The organism is Candidimonas sp. SYP-B2681, assembly GCF_003971065.1.
Taxonomy (GTDB): domain Bacteria; phylum Pseudomonadota; class Gammaproteobacteria; order Burkholderiales; family Burkholderiaceae_B; genus Pollutimonas.
Genome location: NZ_RYDV01000011.1, coordinates 22,171 through 40,660, shown reverse-complemented (window position 1 = coordinate 40,660; position 18,490 = coordinate 22,171). Strand labels below are relative to the sequence as shown.

General features: G+C 54.2%; 19 protein-coding genes and 1 pseudogene. 6 read left to right on the top strand and 14 right to left on the bottom strand.

The window, feature by feature from the left end; genetic code table 11:
- Nucleotides 1-84 precede the first annotated feature (84 nt).
- Nucleotides 85-384 carry a LuxR C-terminal-related transcriptional regulator gene (locus EKL30_RS18070; protein ID WP_126708650.1) on the top strand — a complete coding sequence of 100 codons (300 nt, stop codon included), beginning with the start codon at nt 85-87 and terminating at the stop codon, nt 382-384.
- Nucleotides 385-450: 66 nt separating this feature from the next.
- Here EKL30_RS18070 and EKL30_RS18065 read toward each other — a convergent pair whose 3' ends face one another.
- The 10 genes and pseudogenes from EKL30_RS18065 to EKL30_RS18020 all read right to left on the bottom strand — a co-directional run bounded on the left by EKL30_RS18065 (nt 451) and on the right by EKL30_RS18020 (nt 10,173).
- Nucleotides 451-876, bottom strand: a complete 426-nt coding sequence (locus EKL30_RS18065) for an OsmC family protein (protein WP_126708645.1) — start codon at nt 874-876, stop codon at nt 451-453.
- A gap of 81 nt (nt 877-957) precedes the next feature.
- Nucleotides 958-1,512 (bottom strand): putative Fe-S cluster assembly protein SufT, encoded by a 555-nt coding sequence (gene sufT / locus EKL30_RS18060; RefSeq protein ID WP_126708644.1) that lies wholly within the window; start codon nt 1,510-1,512, stop codon nt 958-960.
- A gap of 10 nt (nt 1,513-1,522) precedes the next feature.
- On the bottom strand, nt 1,523-1,978 hold the full coding sequence (sufU, locus tag EKL30_RS18055) for a Fe-S cluster assembly sulfur transfer protein SufU (RefSeq protein WP_126708643.1): 456 nt from the start codon (nt 1,976-1,978) through the stop codon (nt 1,523-1,525).
- The gene (locus EKL30_RS18050) at nt 1,971-3,233 is read right to left on the bottom strand and encodes a cysteine desulfurase (protein WP_126708642.1); all 1,263 of its coding nucleotides are present in this window, start codon (nt 3,231-3,233) and stop codon (nt 1,971-1,973) included. The genes sufU and EKL30_RS18050 overlap by 8 nt, the downstream gene beginning before the upstream one ends.
- Entirely contained in the window at nt 3,230-4,537 is a 1,308-nt protein-coding gene (gene sufD / locus EKL30_RS18045) for a Fe-S cluster assembly protein SufD (RefSeq protein ID WP_126708641.1), read from the bottom strand. The genes EKL30_RS18050 and sufD overlap by 4 nt, the downstream gene beginning before the upstream one ends.
- Complete coding sequence (gene sufC, locus EKL30_RS18040; protein ID WP_126708640.1) at nt 4,534-5,304, bottom strand: Fe-S cluster assembly ATPase SufC; 771 nt, start codon at nt 5,302-5,304, stop codon at nt 4,534-4,536. Before sufC ends, sufD begins: the two co-directional genes overlap by 4 nt.
- A 12-nt stretch (nt 5,305-5,316) precedes the next feature.
- The gene (sufB, locus tag EKL30_RS18035; RefSeq protein ID WP_126708639.1) at nt 5,317-6,762 is read right to left on the bottom strand and encodes a Fe-S cluster assembly protein SufB; all 1,446 of its coding nucleotides are present in this window, start codon (nt 6,760-6,762) and stop codon (nt 5,317-5,319) included.
- Nucleotides 6,759-7,256 (bottom strand): SUF system Fe-S cluster assembly regulator, encoded by a 498-nt coding sequence (locus EKL30_RS18030; protein WP_126708638.1) that lies wholly within the window; start codon nt 7,254-7,256, stop codon nt 6,759-6,761. Before EKL30_RS18030 ends, sufB begins: the two co-directional genes overlap by 4 nt.
- 69 nt (nt 7,257-7,325) lie before the next feature.
- A complete protein-coding gene (locus EKL30_RS18025; RefSeq protein WP_126708637.1) occupies nt 7,326-9,110 on the bottom strand; it encodes an ABC transporter ATP-binding protein/permease in 1,785 nt (594 codons plus the stop codon).
- A gap of 169 nt (nt 9,111-9,279) precedes the next feature.
- Nucleotides 9,280-10,173: pseudogene (locus EKL30_RS18020) on the bottom strand (LysR family transcriptional regulator).
- 91 nt (nt 10,174-10,264) lie between these two features.
- Between EKL30_RS18020 and EKL30_RS18015 the strand changes: the two are divergent.
- The 5 genes from EKL30_RS18015 (at nt 10,265) to EKL30_RS17995 (ending at nt 14,738) form a co-directional block, all read left to right on the top strand.
- Entirely contained in the window at nt 10,265-11,611 is a 1,347-nt protein-coding gene (locus tag EKL30_RS18015) for an acyclic terpene utilization AtuA family protein (RefSeq protein WP_126708636.1), read from the top strand.
- A gap of 5 nt (nt 11,612-11,616) precedes the next feature.
- Nucleotides 11,617-11,997, top strand: coding sequence for a hypothetical protein (locus tag EKL30_RS18010; protein WP_126708635.1), 381 nt, complete (start codon nt 11,617-11,619; stop codon nt 11,995-11,997).
- 29 nt (nt 11,998-12,026) lie between these two features.
- Nucleotides 12,027-12,995 carry a tripartite tricarboxylate transporter substrate binding protein gene (locus EKL30_RS18005; RefSeq protein WP_126708634.1) on the top strand — a complete coding sequence of 323 codons (969 nt, stop codon included), beginning with the start codon at nt 12,027-12,029 and terminating at the stop codon, nt 12,993-12,995.
- 214 nt (nt 12,996-13,209) lie between these two features.
- Complete coding sequence (locus EKL30_RS18000; protein ID WP_126708633.1) at nt 13,210-13,746, top strand: sigma-70 family RNA polymerase sigma factor; 537 nt, start codon at nt 13,210-13,212, stop codon at nt 13,744-13,746.
- Complete coding sequence (locus EKL30_RS17995; protein WP_126708632.1) at nt 13,743-14,738, top strand: anti-sigma factor domain-containing protein; 996 nt, start codon at nt 13,743-13,745, stop codon at nt 14,736-14,738. Before EKL30_RS18000 ends, EKL30_RS17995 begins: the two co-directional genes overlap by 4 nt.
- Before the next feature lie 173 nt (nt 14,739-14,911).
- Here EKL30_RS17995 and EKL30_RS18890 read toward each other — a convergent pair whose 3' ends face one another.
- From EKL30_RS18890 to pheT, 4 genes are all read right to left on the bottom strand, one after another.
- Nucleotides 14,912-15,058 carry a hypothetical protein gene (locus EKL30_RS18890; protein WP_158618441.1) on the bottom strand — a complete coding sequence of 49 codons (147 nt, stop codon included), beginning with the start codon at nt 15,056-15,058 and terminating at the stop codon, nt 14,912-14,914.
- A gap of 99 nt (nt 15,059-15,157) precedes the next feature.
- Entirely contained in the window at nt 15,158-15,556 is a 399-nt protein-coding gene (locus EKL30_RS17990; RefSeq protein ID WP_126708631.1) for a MerR family transcriptional regulator, read from the bottom strand.
- A gap of 87 nt (nt 15,557-15,643) precedes the next feature.
- Nucleotides 15,644-15,964: an integration host factor subunit alpha gene (locus EKL30_RS17985; protein WP_126708630.1), complete on the bottom strand. Its 321-nt coding sequence runs from the start codon at nt 15,962-15,964 to the stop codon at nt 15,644-15,646.
- A gap of 13 nt (nt 15,965-15,977) precedes the next feature.
- Nucleotides 15,978-18,386, bottom strand: a complete 2,409-nt coding sequence (pheT, locus tag EKL30_RS17980; protein ID WP_126708629.1) for a phenylalanine--tRNA ligase subunit beta — start codon at nt 18,384-18,386, stop codon at nt 15,978-15,980.
- Nucleotides 18,387-18,490 lie beyond the last annotated feature (104 nt).

The following is an 18,490-nucleotide window of genomic DNA, read 5'->3' as shown; positions in this document are numbered from 1 at the left end:
CTGCCCACACAACCGGCCAGCCGGATCAGCGAACTGCTGCCGCATAACTGGAAACCCTCTTGTTGAGTTAACAGTGTTAACTCCATCGATCCATCGAGACGGGTTGCCCGAACGCTTACGATGAAAACAGTGGGGCGCTATCTGAATATTTCGGTGGCTACAGCGAAGGCGCATACCGAGACGTTATATCAGCGTCTTGATGTTCACAATCGCAATGCAGCTGTTTATGCAGCGGTATCGCGCGGCGCCACATTAGGCTGGGCGTCAATCAGCGGAGCGCAAAAAGCATGCGAAGATATTCAAAAGCCGCAACCTGATGAGCCAGCAAGCGTAGATTCGCGACCCGCTACGCAGCCGCGGCAAAATACTGGAGCCCGGACTTGATATCGGCATGCCCAGCCTGTTATTTCTGGCAGGCTGGCACGCCGCTTTGACTTGAAGCCCGATGCATTAGGCTTTAAGTGTGGCATCCATGGTAATTTTGGCGTTAAGTAGTTTAGACACCGGACACCCCGCTTTAGCTAAATTGGCTATCTCGTCGAATTTTTCCTGACTAGCCCCGGGAATCTTCGCAACGACGGTCAAATGGCTCGAAGTAATGGCGAAACCGTCACCTACCTTTTCTAAGGTTACGGCGGCCTGCGTATCTATTTCGTCGGGCGTAAGGCCTGCCTCGCCTAACATCAGTGACAAAGCCATTGAAAAGCAGCCAGCGTGAGCAGCACCGATCAATTCTTCCGGGTTCGTTCCAGGGCCGCTTTCAAATCTACCCTTAGAGCCATAGCCGGCATTACTCAGGGCTCCTGTCTCGGTAGAAATGGTGCCCCCGCCTTCCTTGAAACTGCCTCTCCATACCGCCGATGCTTTCTTGATCATGACTGCTCCTTTGAGTAAAAAAACATTCCGCCTTCACGCGGAACCAATTCAACGGACGGGTAAAAGCAGGTCCGGTTAAGGTTAAAGCAAGCCCATTTGCAAACGCGCCGGTTCGCTGATCATTTCGCGGCTCCAGGGGGGATCCCACACCAAATCCACCTTCACTTCCTCGACGCCATGAATAGAGAGCAATTTACTGCGCGCTTCATCAGCGATCATGGTACCCATTCCACAGCCCGGCGCTGTAAGAGTCATTTGAACTTCGATGTTAAATCGATCGTCGCCCGCCGGAACAACCTTGCAGCTGTACACGAGCCCAAGATTAACGATATCGATGGGAATTTCCGGGTCATAGCACGTCGCCAGCAAACTCCATGCGGCATCTTCAATCGACTGCGCTGTGGCAGGCCCTTCGGGTACATGGGTTGTTTCCTCGATCGGATCAAAACCCAGCGCATCGCCGTCTGCCCCTTCAATTCGATATAAATTGCCCTCGACCACGACGGTGTAACTGCCGCCCAACTGTTGAGTGATCGTTGCCGAACAACCTTCTTCGATAGTTACGGGAGAACCATAGGGCACAGTGACTGCCGGGCAATCCCGGTTTACGATGACTTCTTGCCGTGCATAACTCATGTTGCGCCTCTTACTCGGTACGAGCGGTATCCCTTGCCTGGATAATCGCATTATGCAAAGTGTGCCAGGCCAGCGTGGCACACTTTACGCGGGCCGGAAACTCGCGGACCCCTGACAGCACTTCAAGCTTGCCAAAGTCACGCCCTTCCGGATGCGATTCGGTCAACATCACATGCATATCATGAAATAGCGACTCGACCTCGCTAATCGGTTTGCCTTTGACCGCCTCTGTCATGAGCGATGCGGAGGCTTTCGAAATGGCGCAGCCGTGGCCCACAAAACTTGCTTCTTCGACGATTCCATTGTGGATACGCGCGTAGATAGTCAGTTGATCGCCACACAAGGGGTTGTGTCCGTCGGCAGTGTGATTGGCGTCGGTCATGGCATGGAAATTTCGAGGATGCCGATTGTGATCGAAGATCACTTCCTGGTAAAGCTCACGTAAATCGCCGTACTGTTCAGTCATGCGTGTGCCCCGTTCCAAACATTTTTTGTGCCTTCTTCAAGCCGACGATAAGAGCCGCAATGTCTTCCTCGGTGTTATACAGCGCAAGCGAAGCACGCGCGGTACCCGGAATTCCAAAACGGGTCATCAATGGCATAGCGCAGTGGTGACCGGCCCGAACCGCAACGCCTTCCATATCGAGGATGGTGCCCAAGTCATGCGGGTGTATGCCGTCGACCAAAAATGACAGGATGCCGGCTTTATTTGGAGCCGTACCTACCATTTGAATGCCCGGCAATAATGTTAATTGCGCCGTGGCTGAATCAAGCAAATTCTGTTCATATGCGGCGATAGCCGTCAGGCCGATATCCTGCACGTACTTTATGGCCGCATCCAGCCCTACGACTCCAGCAATATTCGGAGTGCCGGCCTCAAAGCGCTGCGGCGCATCAGCGAAGGTGCTTCCATCAAAGCTTACGGTGTGGATCATGTCGCCACCGCCCTGCCAAGGGGGCATGTCCTTCAAGATATCGTGACGTGCGTACAAGGCGCCAATACCCGTCGGTCCATACAGCTTGTGACCTGAAAAGGCATAAAAATCACAACCAAGCTTCTGGACATCCACGATCTGGTGCGCCACTGCCTGAGCGCCGTCGACTAACACCAACGCACCGACTTCGTGCGCAAGATTCACCATCTGGACAATAGGATTGATCGTCCCGAGAGCGTTCGAAACATGGGTAACACCCACCAGCTTGGTGCGTGCGTTAAGCAGGGCACGGTAGGCATTCAAATCGAGTTCGCCGCTGTCGGTAACGGGTACCACCTTTATCACGGCACCAGTTTGCTGAGCCAGTAGTTGCCAAGGCACGATGTTGGAATGATGCTCCATGCCTGTCAGGAGGATTTCATCGCCCTCTTTCAGCACCGACCGACCCCAGCTGAAAGCCACCAGGTTAATGGCCTCAGTCGTGCCGCGTGTGAACACGATTTCGTCAAGGCGTGCAGCATTCAGCAAACTACGCACGCGTTCACGGCCTTGTTCATACAGGTCAGTCGCATGCTGAGACAGCCAATGTACGCCCCGATGAATATTCGCGTTCGAGAGCTCGTAGTAAGCGCGCTCAGCGTCGATGACCGCTGCCGGTTTCTGCGTAGTGGCCCCGTTATCCAGGTAGACAAGCCGCCTTCCATGCACCTGCCTTGATAGAATCGGAAAATCGGCTGTCCGATCGAGGATTCTGGCATTCCGGGGAGCTAGCAATGGTGCGTTCATGCAAGCTCTCCCAAACTAGTCCCACCCGGCAAGAGCGCCCGAATGGCGTGTGCGACACGCTGACGAAGCGATGGCAGCTCAATGCGCTCAAGTGCCTGAGCGGCGAATGCGTAGGTCAGAATATTACGCGCATGGACTTCGTCCAGGCCGCGGGCCCGCAAATAGAACAAGCTGTTTTCATCGATCTGGCCCACTGTCGCACCGTGTGCACACTTGACGTCGTCTGCGTAAATCTCCAGCTCGGGCCGTGCATCAGCTTTCGCCATACGCGACAGTAGCAAGCTGTCTGAACGCTGGACGGCATCGGTGCCATCGGCGCCGGGCGAAACAAGAATGCGGCCGCCGAATACGCCGCGCGCCATATCGGTAAGGATGCCGCGATAATACTCCCGGCTCACGCCATGCGGCTGCGCATGGCCAATTACCGTGTGGTGGTCAACATGTCGACGCCCGTCAACGTAATACAGGCCATTCAGCAAGGTCTCGCACCGTTGCCCATTGAACGTGGTGGCGATTTCATGGCGAGCCAGCCGGGCCCCAAACGACATCGAATGAGAGTTGAACACCGAGCTTTTGCCTTGCTCAACGTCGAGAGCACCCAGATGGAAAGCTTGTTCGCTTTCCTGCTGCAGCTTTACGTGCGTAATACGAGCGTCCGCTGCCAACTTTGCACGCGTAACAGTATTCGTCAGCGTCGCGCTGCTGCCCTGGCCTACATAATGTTCCACAATAGTGGCTTGGGAACCGGTGTCGGCACTGATTAGATTGCGAGAAAAACTTGCAGCTTGCGCACTGGCAGTGATAAATAGCAGATGCACTGGTTGTTCCAGTACGACGCCACGGGCCAGACGGATAACAGCCCCATCAGAAGCCAACGCAAGATTCAACGCAGCCGTGCTCGACCCGAGACTCTCCGTGCCAAAGCCGTCTTGCACTTCATCGGGGGAATCTACCAAAGCCTGAAGCAAAGTACCGATCTGCGCGCCCGCGGGCAATACGCCTATGTCAGAGAGCTCGGGTTTATATTTGCCATCTACAAACACCAGCCAATGGCCGGGTTCTCCCTTGCGGACCTCCTGGGCCAACGCCGCTGCATCAACCTCATTGGCTGGCAAGAACGCTTGTTGCTCAAGCGTAGCGAGCGAGGTGTGGCGCCAGCTTTCGATTTTCGGAGTGGGCCAGCCTTCTGCCGCGAAACGATCAATGGCTCGTCTACGCATGGCGGCGAGCCAGGGCACGTCTGCGCCGGCTAAACCGGGCTCGCGAGCCGCAAAATCGGCCACCCAGGTTTGTGCCGTGCTCATGCCGCAGCTCCTTTCTGGGTTGGCGGCAATTCACTAATCCAGCTGTATCCCCGCTCTTCCAGCTCGAGCGCCAGCTCCCGGCCACCCGAACGGACAATTTTTCCACCCGACAGAACATGCACGAAATCAGGGACAATGTAGTCGAGCAAACGCTGATAGTGGGTAATGACGACAAGCGCGCGATCAGGGGAACGAAGGCGATTAACGCCATCGGCAACGACTTTCAGTGCGTCGATATCGAGACCTGAATCGGTTTCATCAAGTATGGCCAGCTTGGGTTCAAGCAAGGTCATCTGCAAAATTTCATTGCGTTTTTTCTCTCCACCCGAGAAGCCCTCATTCACCGAGCGATACAAGAACTCTTCCTTCATGCCCACTGCCTTCATCTCGGCCTTGACGCGCTTAAGGAAATCCATTGCATCGAGCTCAGGCAAGCCTTGGTGGCGACGCACAGCATTGACTGCGGCTTTCAGAAAATACGCGTTCGAGACTCCGGGAATCTCAATCGGATACTGAAATGCCAAAAACAAGCCGGAACGAGCGCGCTCTTCGATGGGCATTGCCAGCAAATCCTGGCCCATGTATTCAACACTACCGCTTTCTACTGTGTAGCTTTCGCGTCCCGCCAATACTTGGGAGAGCGTGCTTTTCCCGGAGCCGTTAGGCCCCATAATGGCGTGAACTTCACCTGCATTCACCGTCAGATCAAGGCCGCGCAAAATAGCCTTGTTTTCAACCGACGCGTGTAAATCTTTGATATTCAGCATTACTACTTCTCCTTAACCTACGCTGCCTTCCAGACTTACGCCGAGCAGGTTCTGAGCCTCGACTGCAAATTCCATTGGCAATTCCTTGAAAACTTCCTTACAGAATCCATTCACTATCATGGAAACCGCATCCTCGGCCGAAAGGCCGCGCTGCATGGCATAAAACAATTGATCTTCGCCAATCCGTGAGGCCGTTGCTTCGTGCTCGACGCTGGCAGTCGGATTCTGGACTTCAATAGTGGGGAAAGTGTGAGCCGCACAACGCTTGCCGATCAGCAAGGAATCGCACTGCGTAAAATTGCGTGCGTTCTCTGCCTTGGGAGTCATGCGCACCAAACCGCGGAAGGTATTACTGCCATGGCCGGCCGATATACCCTTCGAAATGATGGTGCTGCGCGTATTACGGCCCATGTGTATCATCTTGGAACCCGTGTCGGCCTGTTGTCTGTGGTTGCTGAGCGCCACCGAATAAAATTCGCCCGTGGAATCGTCTCCGCGCAAGATGACACTAGGATACTTCCACGTGATGGCCGAGCCGGTTTCAACTTGAGTCCATGAAATCCGCGACCGCGCTCCGCGACAGTCGCCGCGCTTCGTAACGAAATTGTAGATGCCGCCCTTGCCGTCTTTATCGCCTGGATACCAGTTCTGTACAGTGGAATATTTAATGCGCGCATCGTCCAGCGCGACGAGCTCGACGACAGCGGCATGCAATTGGTTTTCGTCGCGCATTGGCGCCGTACAGCCCTCTAGATAGCTGACCGAAGCGCCCTCGTCGGCAATGATAAGGGTGCGTTCAAATTGGCCAGTATCCTGAGCGTTAATTCGGAAATAGGTCGACAGCTCCATGGGGCACCGGACGCCTTTTGGAATGTACACGAAGGACCCATCTGAAAATACGGCCGAATTTAGTGCAGCATAATAGTTATCGGCCGTTGGAACCACCGTTCCAAGATATTTGCGTACAAGCTCGGGATGCTCTCGGACTGCCTCGGAGAACGAACAGAAAATGACTCCAACTTCGGCGAGCTGTTTGCGAAAAGTGGTGGCAACTGACACGGAATCGAAAACGGCATCGACCGCCACACCCGCAAGGCGCGCACGCTCATGCAGGGGCACACCCAGTTTTTCATACGTACGCAACAGCTCGGGATCGACTTCATCAAGACTCTTAGGGCCATCTTTTTTCTTGGGCGCCGAATAGTAGCTAATGTCTTGAAAATCAATACGGGGAAAGCTGACCTGCGCCCACTCGGGCAAGGTCATCGTCAGCCAATGGCGGTATGCCGAAAGACGCCACTCGAGCATGAATTCTGGCTCGCCTTTTTTGGCCGACAGCAGACGTATGGTGTCCTCGGACAAGCCTTTAGGTATGGTGTCGGACTCTATGTCGGTGACAAATCCTGCCGAGTACTCGCGGTCCAGAAAAGAGTCAAGGTGGTCGGTTACGGTATTCATTCTGGAAAGCTCCATGTCGTTGACTGTACCGCTCGGGTGCGTACCTTTGATTCTGCCAAAGGCCGGGCAAGCAGCGGAAATTCGATTGGGGTTGGACTTAGCATATCGGCAACGCTGACGTCTTCAAGCGTACGGCGGATAGCCGAATTGATTCGTTGCCAGTTACTGCGGATGTGGCAGCCAGCCTCGACGCTGCATGACCCCGGCACCGAGGCGCATTCGGTCAGGCCAAATGGCTGTTCTTCCAAAGCGTCTATAATGTTGGCAATGCTGATTGCATGAGCGGGCCGCCCTAGCGCATATCCGCCTCGTGAGCCCCTACTGCTTATGACTAATCCGTGTTGGCCGAGCAACTTAAGCACTTTGCTTACCGTGGGCTGCCCTAGCCCAAGCGTTATAGCAAGATCAGCAGCACTGAACACGCGGTCGGGTGACCCCGCCATGTGGGTAAGCACCAACGTACCGTAATCGATGATTTTGCTGATACGCAGCATCCGTCGGATCTCCTGATTTGCTCGCTAAAGCATATAGTACTGTTTTGGTACTATATTTGTCAATTCAGGCTAATCTTCGTCCTGGGCAGCCTGTTGCAAGGCCCACATTTGGGTGTATCGCCCTCCTTGCAACAGTAAGTCCCGATGAGAGCCTTGCTCAAGCACCTTACCGTGATCCAAAACGATAATTTCGTCAGCCTCCACAATGGTGGAGAGCCGGTGCGCAATAATTAGCGTTGTGCGGTTTTTTGCGATTTGCCTAAGCTCTTCTTGAATGGCACGCTCGGTGCGAGTGTCCAAGGCGCTGGTCGCTTCGTCCAGAATCAAGATCGGCGGGTTTTTCAGTAGCGTGCGGGCGATGGCTACACGTTGTTTTTCTCCGCCCGAAAGCTTTAAGCCCCGCTCGCCCACTTGAGTTTGATACCCTTCCGGCAGACCCAATACAAACTCGTGGATGCTTGCAGCTTTGGCTGCCTGATAGATTTCTTCTTGTGTCGCACCGGGATTGCCGTAAGCGATGTTGTACAGAATACTATCGTTAAAAAGCACCGTATCCTGAGGAACAATGCCAATGTGCTGGCGCAAGCTTGCCTGGGTAAGGTCACGGATGTCGACACCATTGATCGTGACTTCTCCGCCGCTGACATCATAAAAACGAAATAACAAACGCGATAACGTCGACTTCCCAGCTCCTGATGAACCCACGACGGCAAGCGTCCGGCCGGCTGGTATCGTGAAATTTACATCGTACAAAATTTGGCGATTGGCTTCATAGCCGAAATCGACATGCCTAAACTGTATCGAAGCTTGCGACGTTTGAAGCGGCATGGCGCCTTTGCGATCAGCCACTTCCTGGCCCTGCTCCATCAAGCCGAACATGCGCTCCATATCCGCAAGTGCGTGCTTGATTTCGCGGTAGACAAACCCCAGAAAATTCAGCGGCGCATACAACTGCGTCAGGTAAGCCGACACGAGCACAACATCACCAACCGACATGGTTTTATTAACGACGCCATCGGCCGAGAGCCATAACAACAAGGTAATGCCTATGGTGATAATGACCCCCTGCCCCATATTCAGGAAGTTCAGCGATATCTGATTCTTAACCGCTGAATCGACCCATTTGCCCAAGTTGTTGTCGTATCGGTTCAGCTCGTATTTTTCATTACCGAAGTACTTTACGGTCTCGTAATTAATCAGTGCGTCGATAGCCTTACTATTCGCTTTGCTATCCAGATCGTTCATACTGCGGCGATAAACCATGCGTTTTTCTGTCACGAATAGCGTAAACAGAACATAGACCGCGATAGTTCCCAATGTAACTACCGCAAACGTCCAATCGTAGCGCCACAGCAAGATGGCGGTCACCATGCCGATTTCCAGCAGCGTAGGCAATATATTGAACACCATGAAGTTAAGCAGGAAGCCTATTCCCTTCGTGCCGCGTTCGATATCCCGGCTCAGGCCGCCCGTTTGACGTTGCATATGGAATCGCAAAGACAAGGCGAACAAGTGCTCAAAAAGCTGTGCAGCAATTCGACGAATCGACCCTTGAGTTACCCGTGCGAACAAGGCATCCCGCAGTTCTCCAAATACGCTGGAGGCGAGCCTCGCGAATCCATAGCCTAACAAAGCTGCCACCGGCAACACCATTAGAGTGGCCGGCAGGCTTAGCTTGTCTACGATGTCTTTCAGGAACAGCGGGAGGATAACGCTGGCTATCTTGGCTGCAATCAAACAAGACAGAGCGGCCAGCACGCGACCCTTGAATTGCCAGACATAAGGCAAAAGCGACTTCAGAGTCTGCATATCGTTTCGATTAGCAGGCGCGGGGCCGCGGTGGGTAAACTTCATGTAGCGGGTTCCTTAAGCGACGTGATCGGCCGATCAAACAGCCCGGGAATACGGTCGATGCTCCCGCGAGGCGGATCAAGCCTTCCCTGCGTTGCGAATCAACAAAGGGGCACAGTGTAGCAAGCAAAGACCGTCGGTGTGCTCCACACCACACGCTCGCTTTTATGGGCTAATCCAACTGCTTGCGCTGCTGCAACAGCACTTCATAGAACGCCAGCGCCGCACTGGAAAGACTTTTTTCCTCGCGACGAATCAAATATAAGGCACGTTTCACCTGGCTCTTGGGCGACAAGGGAATGATGATTAGCTCGGGATGCTGAAAATGAAAAAGAGTCATAGCTGGAACAAGGGTGATTCCCAGACCGGCCACCACCAAGCCCGTCACGGTCGCCAAGTGGTCTACTTCTAGAAAGTGCCCTAGAGCAGCCGCGGCCGCCTTATGTGCCAAGCTTTGATGGATGCTGCTGCCTTTGCCCAGCTGTATGATCGGACAATCTGACAGCTCACGCAAATGGACTGCGGGCCGGGACGCCAAAGGGTGATCTCGCCGACATACCATATAGAACTAGTCTTCGCACAACGGTTCAGCGATCAGGCCAGTCATATCACGGCCTTTGGCAGCCACCGCAATATCGGCCGTTCCGCGTCGCACCAGGTCCAGACAAGGCTCGAGCAAGGCATCATGCAGCTGAAGCTCAATACCCGGAAATTGGGCATGGAATTGGGCATATATGCCTGGAAGCCATCCTGCGGCCAACGAGGGCAGCGCTGCGATGGATACCCGACCCCTCCGTTTGGCAACGTGATCCTGCAAGTCGCCCATAACAGCATCGAGGTCATTCAGAAGCCGTAATGCCGACGCATTGAACAGTTTCCCTTCTGGCGTGAGTTCAACACGCCGCGTCGTCCTGTCGAACAACCGCACACCAGCGGAATCTTCAAGCGATTTGATGAGAGCACTGAACGCTGGCTGGGTTTGATGGCAGCGTTCGGCAGCTCTGGTGAAGTGACGCTCATCGGCCAAGGCTACAAACGCACGCAATTGGCGGGACGAAAGATTCATAAAAAAATTACATCAATAGATAATAAATTTCTATTTTACTTGTTAATTCCCCGGATCTATAGTGGCCCGACACTCCACACCAGGCGCAAACATGGGCATACCATCATTGAAAATAGGCTGCGCATCGGGCTTTTCCGGCGATCGTACTGACGGGGTCCTGCCCGTTGTAAACACGTTAGTTCAAACCGGTGGCCAAGCACTTATCTTCGAAACGCTAGCCGAACGAACGCTGGCATTATCCCAGCTTGCCAAAAACCAAAATCCAGAACTGGGGTACGAACCGCTGTTGGTCGAGCTGCTACGGCCTGCTCTGGGCCAGTGCCTGCAACATGGCATAAAAATCATAAGTAATTTCGGTGCCGCAAATCCTCCTGCTGCCGCTAAACGGATCCTCTTGCTTGCGAAAGAATTGGGCCTTCGGGCGCCGCGCGTCGCTGTGCTATCAGGCGACCAGTTAACGCAGCCGGAGCAGCTTGACTTTCTGCGTCAACGGATAGGCCCAGACTTCGAAGCGCTGGACATTGTCAGCATAAACGCTTATCAAGGTGCGGCCGAAATCGCAGAGGCGTTGCTTGCCGGAGCCGAAATCGTCGTGGCCGGTAGAGTGGCTGACCCGTCGCTGGTGGCTGGGCCTGCGCTCGCCCATTTTGGCTGGCAACCCAACGACTGGCATCGCCTAGGCTGCGCCACCATTGCCGGTCACTTGCTCGAATGTGGCACGCAGGTCACGGGCGGCTACTTCGCCGTTCCCGGATTCAAAGAGGTGCCTGGAATGGAAAACCTGGGTTTCCCCATCGCTGAAATCGAAGAGTCCGGAATTTTTACTATCGGCAAGGCCGCCAATACTGGTGGCATGGTGACAGAGCGGACGGTCAAGGAACAATTGCTCTACGAAGTCCACAACCCTGAAGCCTACCTGACACCGGATGTCACGGCCGACATTAGCCGGGTGTCACTTACCCCTATTGCCCGGGACCGTATTCGCGTAGACCATATCACAGGGCACGTCCGACCCGATGAACTCAAGGTCAATATCTGCTATCACGGCGGCTGGCTTGCAGAAGCCGAGATTTCTTATGCGGGAGTTCAAGCAGAAGCAAGAGCCAGACTGGCGGCCGACACGGTTCAGAAACGGATAGGAAACCAGCTAAACCTGCGCGTCGACTTGATCGGTTCGTGTAGCATTTTCGCAGATGATGGTGGATATTTACTGCGCCAGAGCCGCCCGAATCAAAGTCGCGACGTGCGACTACGTATCGCCGCGGCGCATCGTCACAAACCAACCGCCGAACTTGTATTGCGCGAAGTGACTGCCTTATACACCTGTGGGCCGGCCGGCGGAGGCGGTGTCAGAACATCGATACGACCGCGGCTCAATAGTATTTCAGATCTAATCCCGCGCGCTTTAGCCCCTGCCAGCTGGTCTTTTATGGAATAAATGCGATGCCCAACCGTTATATCGATGTTCCCTTATATCGGCTAGCCCATAGCCGGACCGGAGACAAAGGCAATATTTCGAATATCAGCGTGATCGCCTTTGAACCGGAATATTTCCGCATGCTTGCCAAGCAGCTGACTGAAGCGGCGGTGCAGGACTGGTTCGCCTTCCGACAACCCAAATCTGTACATAGATACCTAATCGAATCCATTTTTTCCATGAATTTCGTTCTTGATGGAATTCTGGATGGCGGCGTGAACGATGCACTGAATCTGGACGCGCACGGCAAGGCCCTATCGTTCTACCTGCTTGATTTTCCAATACGCGTCAGCAAAGAGCTGAGCGAAAAGCTGCCCGACTTGCACGACGAAGTAAACATTATTTAGAACTTGACCGAACACAAAGGAGACACACCATGCCTGACAACACAATTAGAAGAACCATCCTGGCGACCGCCATTGCACTATCCATGCCATTGGCGCACGCTCAGGAGTATCCCAGTCGCGCCATTACCTTCGTGGTGCCGTTTGGGCCCGGAAGCGCGACCGATCAATTAGCCCGTGCAATAGGTCAAGGGGTGACAGAGCAAACCGGCCAAGTTGTAGTCATCGAGAATAAGCCGGGCGCAAGCGCCATGATAGGCGCGAGCGATGTGGCTCGCGCGACGCCTGACGGCTATCGTGTATTGATTACGACCAACACCTCGCAATCGGCAAACCCTCATCTCTATACTAAGCTGAGTTATGACCCGGTCAAAGATTTCGAACCCGTCACCTTACTGGGTAGTGGTGGGCAAATCATGGTCGTAAACCCTTCGTCCTCCGTCAAAACCGTGAGCGACTTCATTAAGCTGGCGAAAGACAGCCCCGGTAAACTTACCTTTGGCAGTGGCAGCTCAAGCAGCCGCGTGGCGGGCGAATTATTCCAGCAAATGGCGGGCGTCCAGCTATTACACATTCCGTACAAAAGTAATCCGCTGGTCATTACCGATTTGCTCGGCGGCCAGATCGACATGATGATGGCTGATATGGCTACCGGATTGCCGCAAGTCAAAGCCGGCAAGCTACGGGCGTTGGGGGTTACGACCAGCAAACCGTCGCCCTTGTCGCCAGATGTCCCCACGATTGCGGCGGCCGGGGTCCCCGGCTATGAAATGGGATACTGGTTCGCCGCCTATGTTCCCGCAGGAACCCCTACTCCCACGGTTTCGAAACTTCACGACGTGCTGGTTGCTGCGACAACGCGCAACGCGGCAACGCAGTTCTACGCTCAGACAGGAACGCAAGCGGTAACGTCCACACCGGCCGAGCTCGCCGAGTTTCAGAAAGCAGAAACCGAAAAATGGGGCGCAATCATCAAGAAAGCCGGCATTCAGCCCTCGTAACGTTTCAGAAAACGTTGATAGACGACAGAGCCCAACCAAGAGGCTCCCGCAAAAAACCATGCCGGCGCAATTTATTGTTACGCCACGTCAAGCCATCCGCTCCGGTACCGGTCAAAACTCCTAATACAATCAGGGATAATGTGAACACGAATCGCAAGATCTTGCGAGGACGATTTACATTACCCCAAGTTGCCCTGGATAAACCGGAGACTGTATGGCTGTTTCACCCTTTGATTACGAAGCTGCGCTATTTGCGTGTGCCCATGGTGATCAAATTGCATTTCAAGACCTGTATTTGCACGAGTCTCCTCACATGTTGGCTTTGTGCTTGAAGATGCTTACGCAGCGTTCCACAGCCGAAGACCTTATGCGCGATACCTTTGTGACGATCTGGAAGAACGCTTCAAGCTACGACCCGGAATTAGGATCAGCGCGTGCCTGGATCTACAGCATCATGCGCTATAGAGTGTTGAATCACCTAAGACGATCGGGGTGCATGCAATCGTCGGAAACACAATGGAGCCTTGATGACACACGAGGCGTCGATGTTGCCGCGTCGAGCGCTTCCGGCAACCGCCTGGTAGAAATCATGTCGGAACTTGATGAACGTCAACGGCGTCCTATTCTCATGGCGTTCTACAACGGCTATACCTACGAGCAAATCGCAACACGCCTTCATACCCCGGCCGTACTAATCAAGGCGCAGGTCAAAGCGGGTTTGCAGCAAATCCAGGAGCATCAAGAAGCATGAGCAGTTTGCCGATCTCCGACCGCGATATCCTGATTGCAGAATACACCCTTGGCCTCTTGAATGACGAGGAAACCTCTAAAGCACAACGCATTCTTGGTGACGACCCCCATGCGGCGCTAACAGCTCTGCAATGGGAACACAATTTCCTGGCCCTTGTCGATCTATTGCCACCTGTCGTCCCGAAGCCGGAATCACTGGCCCGACTTAAGACAACATTGGGCCATCGTTCAAGCCCTCCCCTGGTATCGCCAGCCTTACCTACGCCTCAGAGCAGCAACAGCCCCGCCGAGCCGCCGGCTTCTCAACCCGCGCTTCAAGCAAAAAAAACGCAGGAAGAGTCGCTTACCGTGGCTGCGGCGCTGCGGAGGCCGGAAAATACGGTGAAACCATCCGGCCCCGAACCTGCTCCCCCAACGCAATCGCTAAAAACAGGCGACCCTACCGTCAAACCGCCCATCGTGAAAAGTCCCAACGCTCAGGCTCAATACGATAAAGGAAATATCTGGTTGTGGCGCGGGGCAAGCCTTGTTCTTGCGCTAATCGCCATCACGCTCGCCTTAATCCCGGCTAAACCCGTAGAGCCTGCAATTACGGTAGTACAAGTCGCGCCAACCAGGGCTGCTATCTTGCAAGCACCGGGACAAAGCTCGACGCCGGGCTGGGTAGTGACGATAGACCCACAAGGCAACGTCCTGATGGCGCCTCAAGTGCGCAGCGACATTCCGGCCAACTCCTCGGTTCAACTCTGGACAAGCAGCAGAAATTTACCGCAACCGCGCTCGTTGGGATTGATTGATCCTAATCAGCCCGTGACGGTTCCCGCGAGCCTGATGGGCGAAATAAGCGCTGATCAATTATTTGAAATGACACAAGAACCAGCGGGTGGATCACCTACCGCGAGCCCTTCCGGTCCAATCCTATTCATCGGTCGCATCGTCACCTTCGGCAAACCTCTGGCTACTCCAAACCCAAACACGACCACAGTGCCTTGACGCATTCCGCACATAGGTCAGGCCGGTAGCGTTAAATTCTCAATTAACGGGGGAGCTCCAACAGAGGGCTCCTTGCAGTCTGCTAAGTGAATCCAAAGGCGCGGTTCGCATGCGCTCCTGCGCAAGAATCCCGCTACCGTTATACCAAGGCGATGGCGAAAAACGTCAGAGATTCACCTTTTGCTTACCCCCATGGAATCCGCCAGCAGTTGAAGATGCAAGCGGTCCGACAGACGCAGCGACAGCTGATGCTTCACGGCCCTGATCAGTATTTGATCGCGGGATTCGTGGAGGCCAGCATTGTCGGCAAGAGCGGACATAAAGCATCGAATGATAAGCCAGGTCCGCGGGCAACTGCAGCGGACTGCGAATCATTACACCTTAATTACATCACTAAGAATTGTCCAACTATTTATGGATTATCCGTGGTGTGCACTTTTTGAAACCGCGTCGGCCAGCATTTCTTTTATAGCGTTCAAGTCATTACGCAGGCTTTGCAGTTCGGTACCGGACAGTCGTACAGCAGCATCCTGGTCATGAGGAACTTCGTGTGTGTCGCCCAGACGGTTGCGTGCCCCGCTGATGGTGAAACCTTGCTCGTAGAGAAGGTCACGAATCCGTCGAATCAGCAAGACCTCATGGTGCTGGTAATAACGGCGATTTCCCCGACGCTTTACTGGCTTGAGTTGCGTGAATTCTTGTTCCCAGTATCGCAGCACATGGGGTTTCACAAGACATAAATCGCTAACTTCGCCTATCGTGAAATAACGTTTGGCGGGAATCGGAGGCAATGTTACAGGATTTTCGCTAGAGCTCATGGGCGGATTGTAGGCCGATTATTAGACAAGACGTTGGAGAAAGGGGAAGGAAAATTACTAAAGCAATGCCGCGACGAATGGCAGGATTTACTTTTGCGCAGTAACGGCCTTCCCGCCTTGCTCGACGACGCCCTTAAGTTTCTGGCTGGCATGGAAAGTAACGACCCTGCGCGCCGCTATTGGGATAACCTCGCCGGTCTTCGGATTACGTCCTGGGCGTGGGGGTTTGTCGCGAACCTGGAAATTACCAAACCCAGACAACTTGACCTCGACACCACGCGCCAGCGATTCGCGGATTTCCTCGAAGAACGTGTCGACAATATCCTTGGCTTCACGTTTGTTCAGCCCGACACGGTCGAATAGAAGCTCGGCCAGCTCGGCCTTGGTGAGAGTACGTTCCGTATTCATTGTTTGTTACTCCTTACGCGCGCGCACGCACGCCATGCTCGCTAATCAGGGCCTGCAGCAGGCAGTTGATGCACTGTTCCACCGTACTATCGTCAAGCGACGATTCGCTGCCCTGCAGCCAGAATCGGAAGGCCATGCTTTTTTCCGACGTTTCGGCGGATTTATCTCGCCAAATGTCGAACAGCCTAATATCCTTGACGACGTCAAGAGTAGCATTAGATCGGACCGTCTGGGTAAGCGTATTCAACAAATCCTGATACGATTTATCGGCATCAGCCCACACCGCGAGATCACGAATTACCATAGGCTGGCGTGACAACTCGACGGGCGCAGGCATTGCGCCAGTCGATATCGCAGCAACGTCGATTTCAAATACGACAGGCGCGTGAGTCAAGTCGCTTTGCTGAGCCCAACGCGGGTGAAGTTCGCCGATCCAGCCAATCGCTTTGCCGTCAAGTTCAATACGCGCCGATCGGCCGGGGTGCAAGGCTGGATATGGCGCCGACACGCACGTCAATTTTGCCGCCAGTGAACCCAGCAGCGACTCCAGGTCTTTCTTCACATCGTAGAAGTCGACCTGACGGGTCGCAAGGCCCCACTGCTCGTCGTCAGCGGGACCCCATGCGGCACCCGCTAGATGTTGCGGCTGATGTATCCCTTTCACGGTCAAATCACCATCGACAACTTGCGCGTCGCGCATGAACACGCGACCTAATTCGAATACACGCACCCGGGCTTGCTTACGGTTAGCGTTATGAACGATATTGGCCAGCAATCCGCCGATAAGGCTGGATCTCATCACAGCGAGTTGGCTGGCAATCGGATTCAACAACCTAATGGGGTCGGAATTGCCCGCGTAATCGCGTTCCCATGCCTCTTCCACAAATGCAAAATTAATGACTTCTTGGTAATCCAGGCTCGCCATGCGGGCTCTCAGCGAGTGAGGTCCACGGACGATTTCCGGCGTAGTATGAATTTGAGCGCGGGCGATAGGCGGCAAGTCCGGAATTCGTTCAAAACCGTAGATCCGCGCTACTTCTTCTATCAGGTCTTCTTCAATAAATAAATCGAAACGATACGAAGGAGGAGTGACGACAAAAACGTCATCCTGAACCGTGAACAAAAGCCCCAGGCGGGTAAAGATTTGCTCAATCTCCTCACGCGATACCGGCACGCCCAACACACGATGACAGCGGTCCAGCCGCATCGAAACAGGCGCTCGCAAAGGCAAATTAATTTTCTGATCGTCGACCGGCCCCACTTGACCGCCACAAATATCGATCAGCAGGCGGGTCATAAATTCGAGATGCTCCACCACCGACTCGAAGTCGACACCACGTTCGAAGCGATGGCTGGCTTCTGAACTGAACTTGAAACGCCGGCTGCGGCCCATGATGGCTTCCGGCCACCAGAACGCTGCTTCAAGATAAATGTCCGTCGTATCCAAAGTGACTGCAGTGGCCTCGCCACCCATGATGCCGGCCAGACTTTCAACGACGGATCCAGCGGCAACAACGCCCACGTCTGAATCCAATTCAACGGTCTGGCCGTTCAACAATTCAAGCGTCTCGCCCGGCCTGCCCCAGCGTACCGTGAGGCCACCTTGAATACGTTCAAGATCGAAAACATGGGTTGGGCGACCCAGTTCAAGCATGACATAGTTCGAAATATCAACCAGAGCGGAAATGGACCTTTGGCCCGATCGCTCAAGGCGAGTTTTCATCCACGCTGGTGTTTCGGCTTTGGCGTTGACACCGCGTATTACGCGTCCGGCAAAGCGCCCACATAAATCGGGCGCTTCTACCGTAACCGAAAGACGATCGCTAAGGGTTGCGGCCACCGGTTCAAACGTCGGCAAGGTAAGCGGCGCACCGGTTAGCGCGGCAACTTCGCGGGCAACGCCAAGAATGGAAAGACAGTCGGCACGGTTCGGCGTCAGTTTCAGGGTAAAGAGGGTGTCATCAAGATCAAGGAAGTCACGCAACGATGCGCCAGCTTGTGCTTCCGAGTCGAGAATTAGTAAACCACCATGATCTTGCGACAAGCCAAGCTCGCGGGCCGAACACAACATGCCTGCGGATTGAACCCCGCGCATTTCTGCAGTGCCAATCTTCATGCCGCCTGGTAATTCAGCGCCGACGCGAGCCAGAGGCACCTTAATTCCTGCTGCGGCATTGGGTGCGCCGCAAACGATCTGGAGCAGTTGCCCCGATCCATCGTCGACCTGACAGACACGCAGCTTGTCGGCATTCGGATGAGGCGCGATTTCTTTGATATGCGCGACGACAATACCGCTGAACGGCGGCGCTGCCGTCGTCGTTTCCTCGACTTCCAGACCGGCCATGGTCAACTGATGCGACAGGGCATCCGTATCTAAGTCGGGGTTGACAAAGGCGCGCAGCCAGGACTCGGGGAATTGCATAGGATACTCGTTGGATTCGTTAAATTACGGCAAGGACTTTAATGCGAGACTTAGGGGTAGACACTACCATACAGATCAACGCGGAAATTGGATTTGACCGCTTT

What these genes read in the sequence shown, in the direction of transcription:
- EKL30_RS18065 (WP_126708645.1), bottom strand. Translation starts at nt 876, where the DNA reads ATGATCAAGAAAGCATCGGCGGTATGGAGAGGCAGTTTCAAGGAAGGC.
- sufT (WP_126708644.1), bottom strand. Translation starts at nt 1,512, where the DNA reads ATGAGTTATGCACGGCAAGAAGTCATCGTAAACCGGGATTGCCCGGCA.
- sufU (WP_126708643.1), bottom strand. Translation starts at nt 1,978, where the DNA reads ATGACTGAACAGTACGGCGATTTACGTGAGCTTTACCAGGAAGTGATC.
- EKL30_RS18050 (WP_126708642.1), bottom strand. Translation starts at nt 3,233, where the DNA reads ATGAACGCACCATTGCTAGCTCCCCGGAATGCCAGAATCCTCGATCGG.
- sufD (WP_126708641.1), bottom strand. Translation starts at nt 4,537, where the DNA reads ATGAGCACGGCACAAACCTGGGTGGCCGATTTTGCGGCTCGCGAGCCC.
- sufC (WP_126708640.1), bottom strand. Translation starts at nt 5,304, where the DNA reads ATGCTGAATATCAAAGATTTACACGCGTCGGTTGAAAACAAGGCTATT.
- sufB (WP_126708639.1), bottom strand. Translation starts at nt 6,762, where the DNA reads ATGAATACCGTAACCGACCACCTTGACTCTTTTCTGGACCGCGAGTAC.
- EKL30_RS18030 (WP_126708638.1), bottom strand. Translation starts at nt 7,256, where the DNA reads ATGCTGCGTATCAGCAAAATCATCGATTACGGTACGTTGGTGCTTACC.
- EKL30_RS18025 (WP_126708637.1), bottom strand. Translation starts at nt 9,110, where the DNA reads ATGAAGTTTACCCACCGCGGCCCCGCGCCTGCTAATCGAAACGATATG.
- EKL30_RS18015 (WP_126708636.1), top strand. Translation starts at nt 10,265, where the DNA reads ATGGGCATACCATCATTGAAAATAGGCTGCGCATCGGGCTTTTCCGGC.
- EKL30_RS18010 (WP_126708635.1), top strand. Translation starts at nt 11,617, where the DNA reads ATGCCCAACCGTTATATCGATGTTCCCTTATATCGGCTAGCCCATAGC.
- EKL30_RS18005 (WP_126708634.1), top strand. Translation starts at nt 12,027, where the DNA reads ATGCCTGACAACACAATTAGAAGAACCATCCTGGCGACCGCCATTGCA.
- EKL30_RS18000 (WP_126708633.1), top strand. Translation starts at nt 13,210, where the DNA reads ATGGCTGTTTCACCCTTTGATTACGAAGCTGCGCTATTTGCGTGTGCC.
- EKL30_RS17995 (WP_126708632.1), top strand. Translation starts at nt 13,743, where the DNA reads ATGAGCAGTTTGCCGATCTCCGACCGCGATATCCTGATTGCAGAATAC.
- EKL30_RS18890 (WP_158618441.1), bottom strand. Translation starts at nt 15,058, where the DNA reads ATGTCCGCTCTTGCCGACAATGCTGGCCTCCACGAATCCCGCGATCAA.
- EKL30_RS17990 (WP_126708631.1), bottom strand. Translation starts at nt 15,556, where the DNA reads ATGAGCTCTAGCGAAAATCCTGTAACATTGCCTCCGATTCCCGCCAAA.
- EKL30_RS17985 (WP_126708630.1), bottom strand. Translation starts at nt 15,964, where the DNA reads ATGAATACGGAACGTACTCTCACCAAGGCCGAGCTGGCCGAGCTTCTA.
- pheT (WP_126708629.1), bottom strand. Translation starts at nt 18,386, where the DNA reads ATGCAATTCCCCGAGTCCTGGCTGCGCGCCTTTGTCAACCCCGACTTA.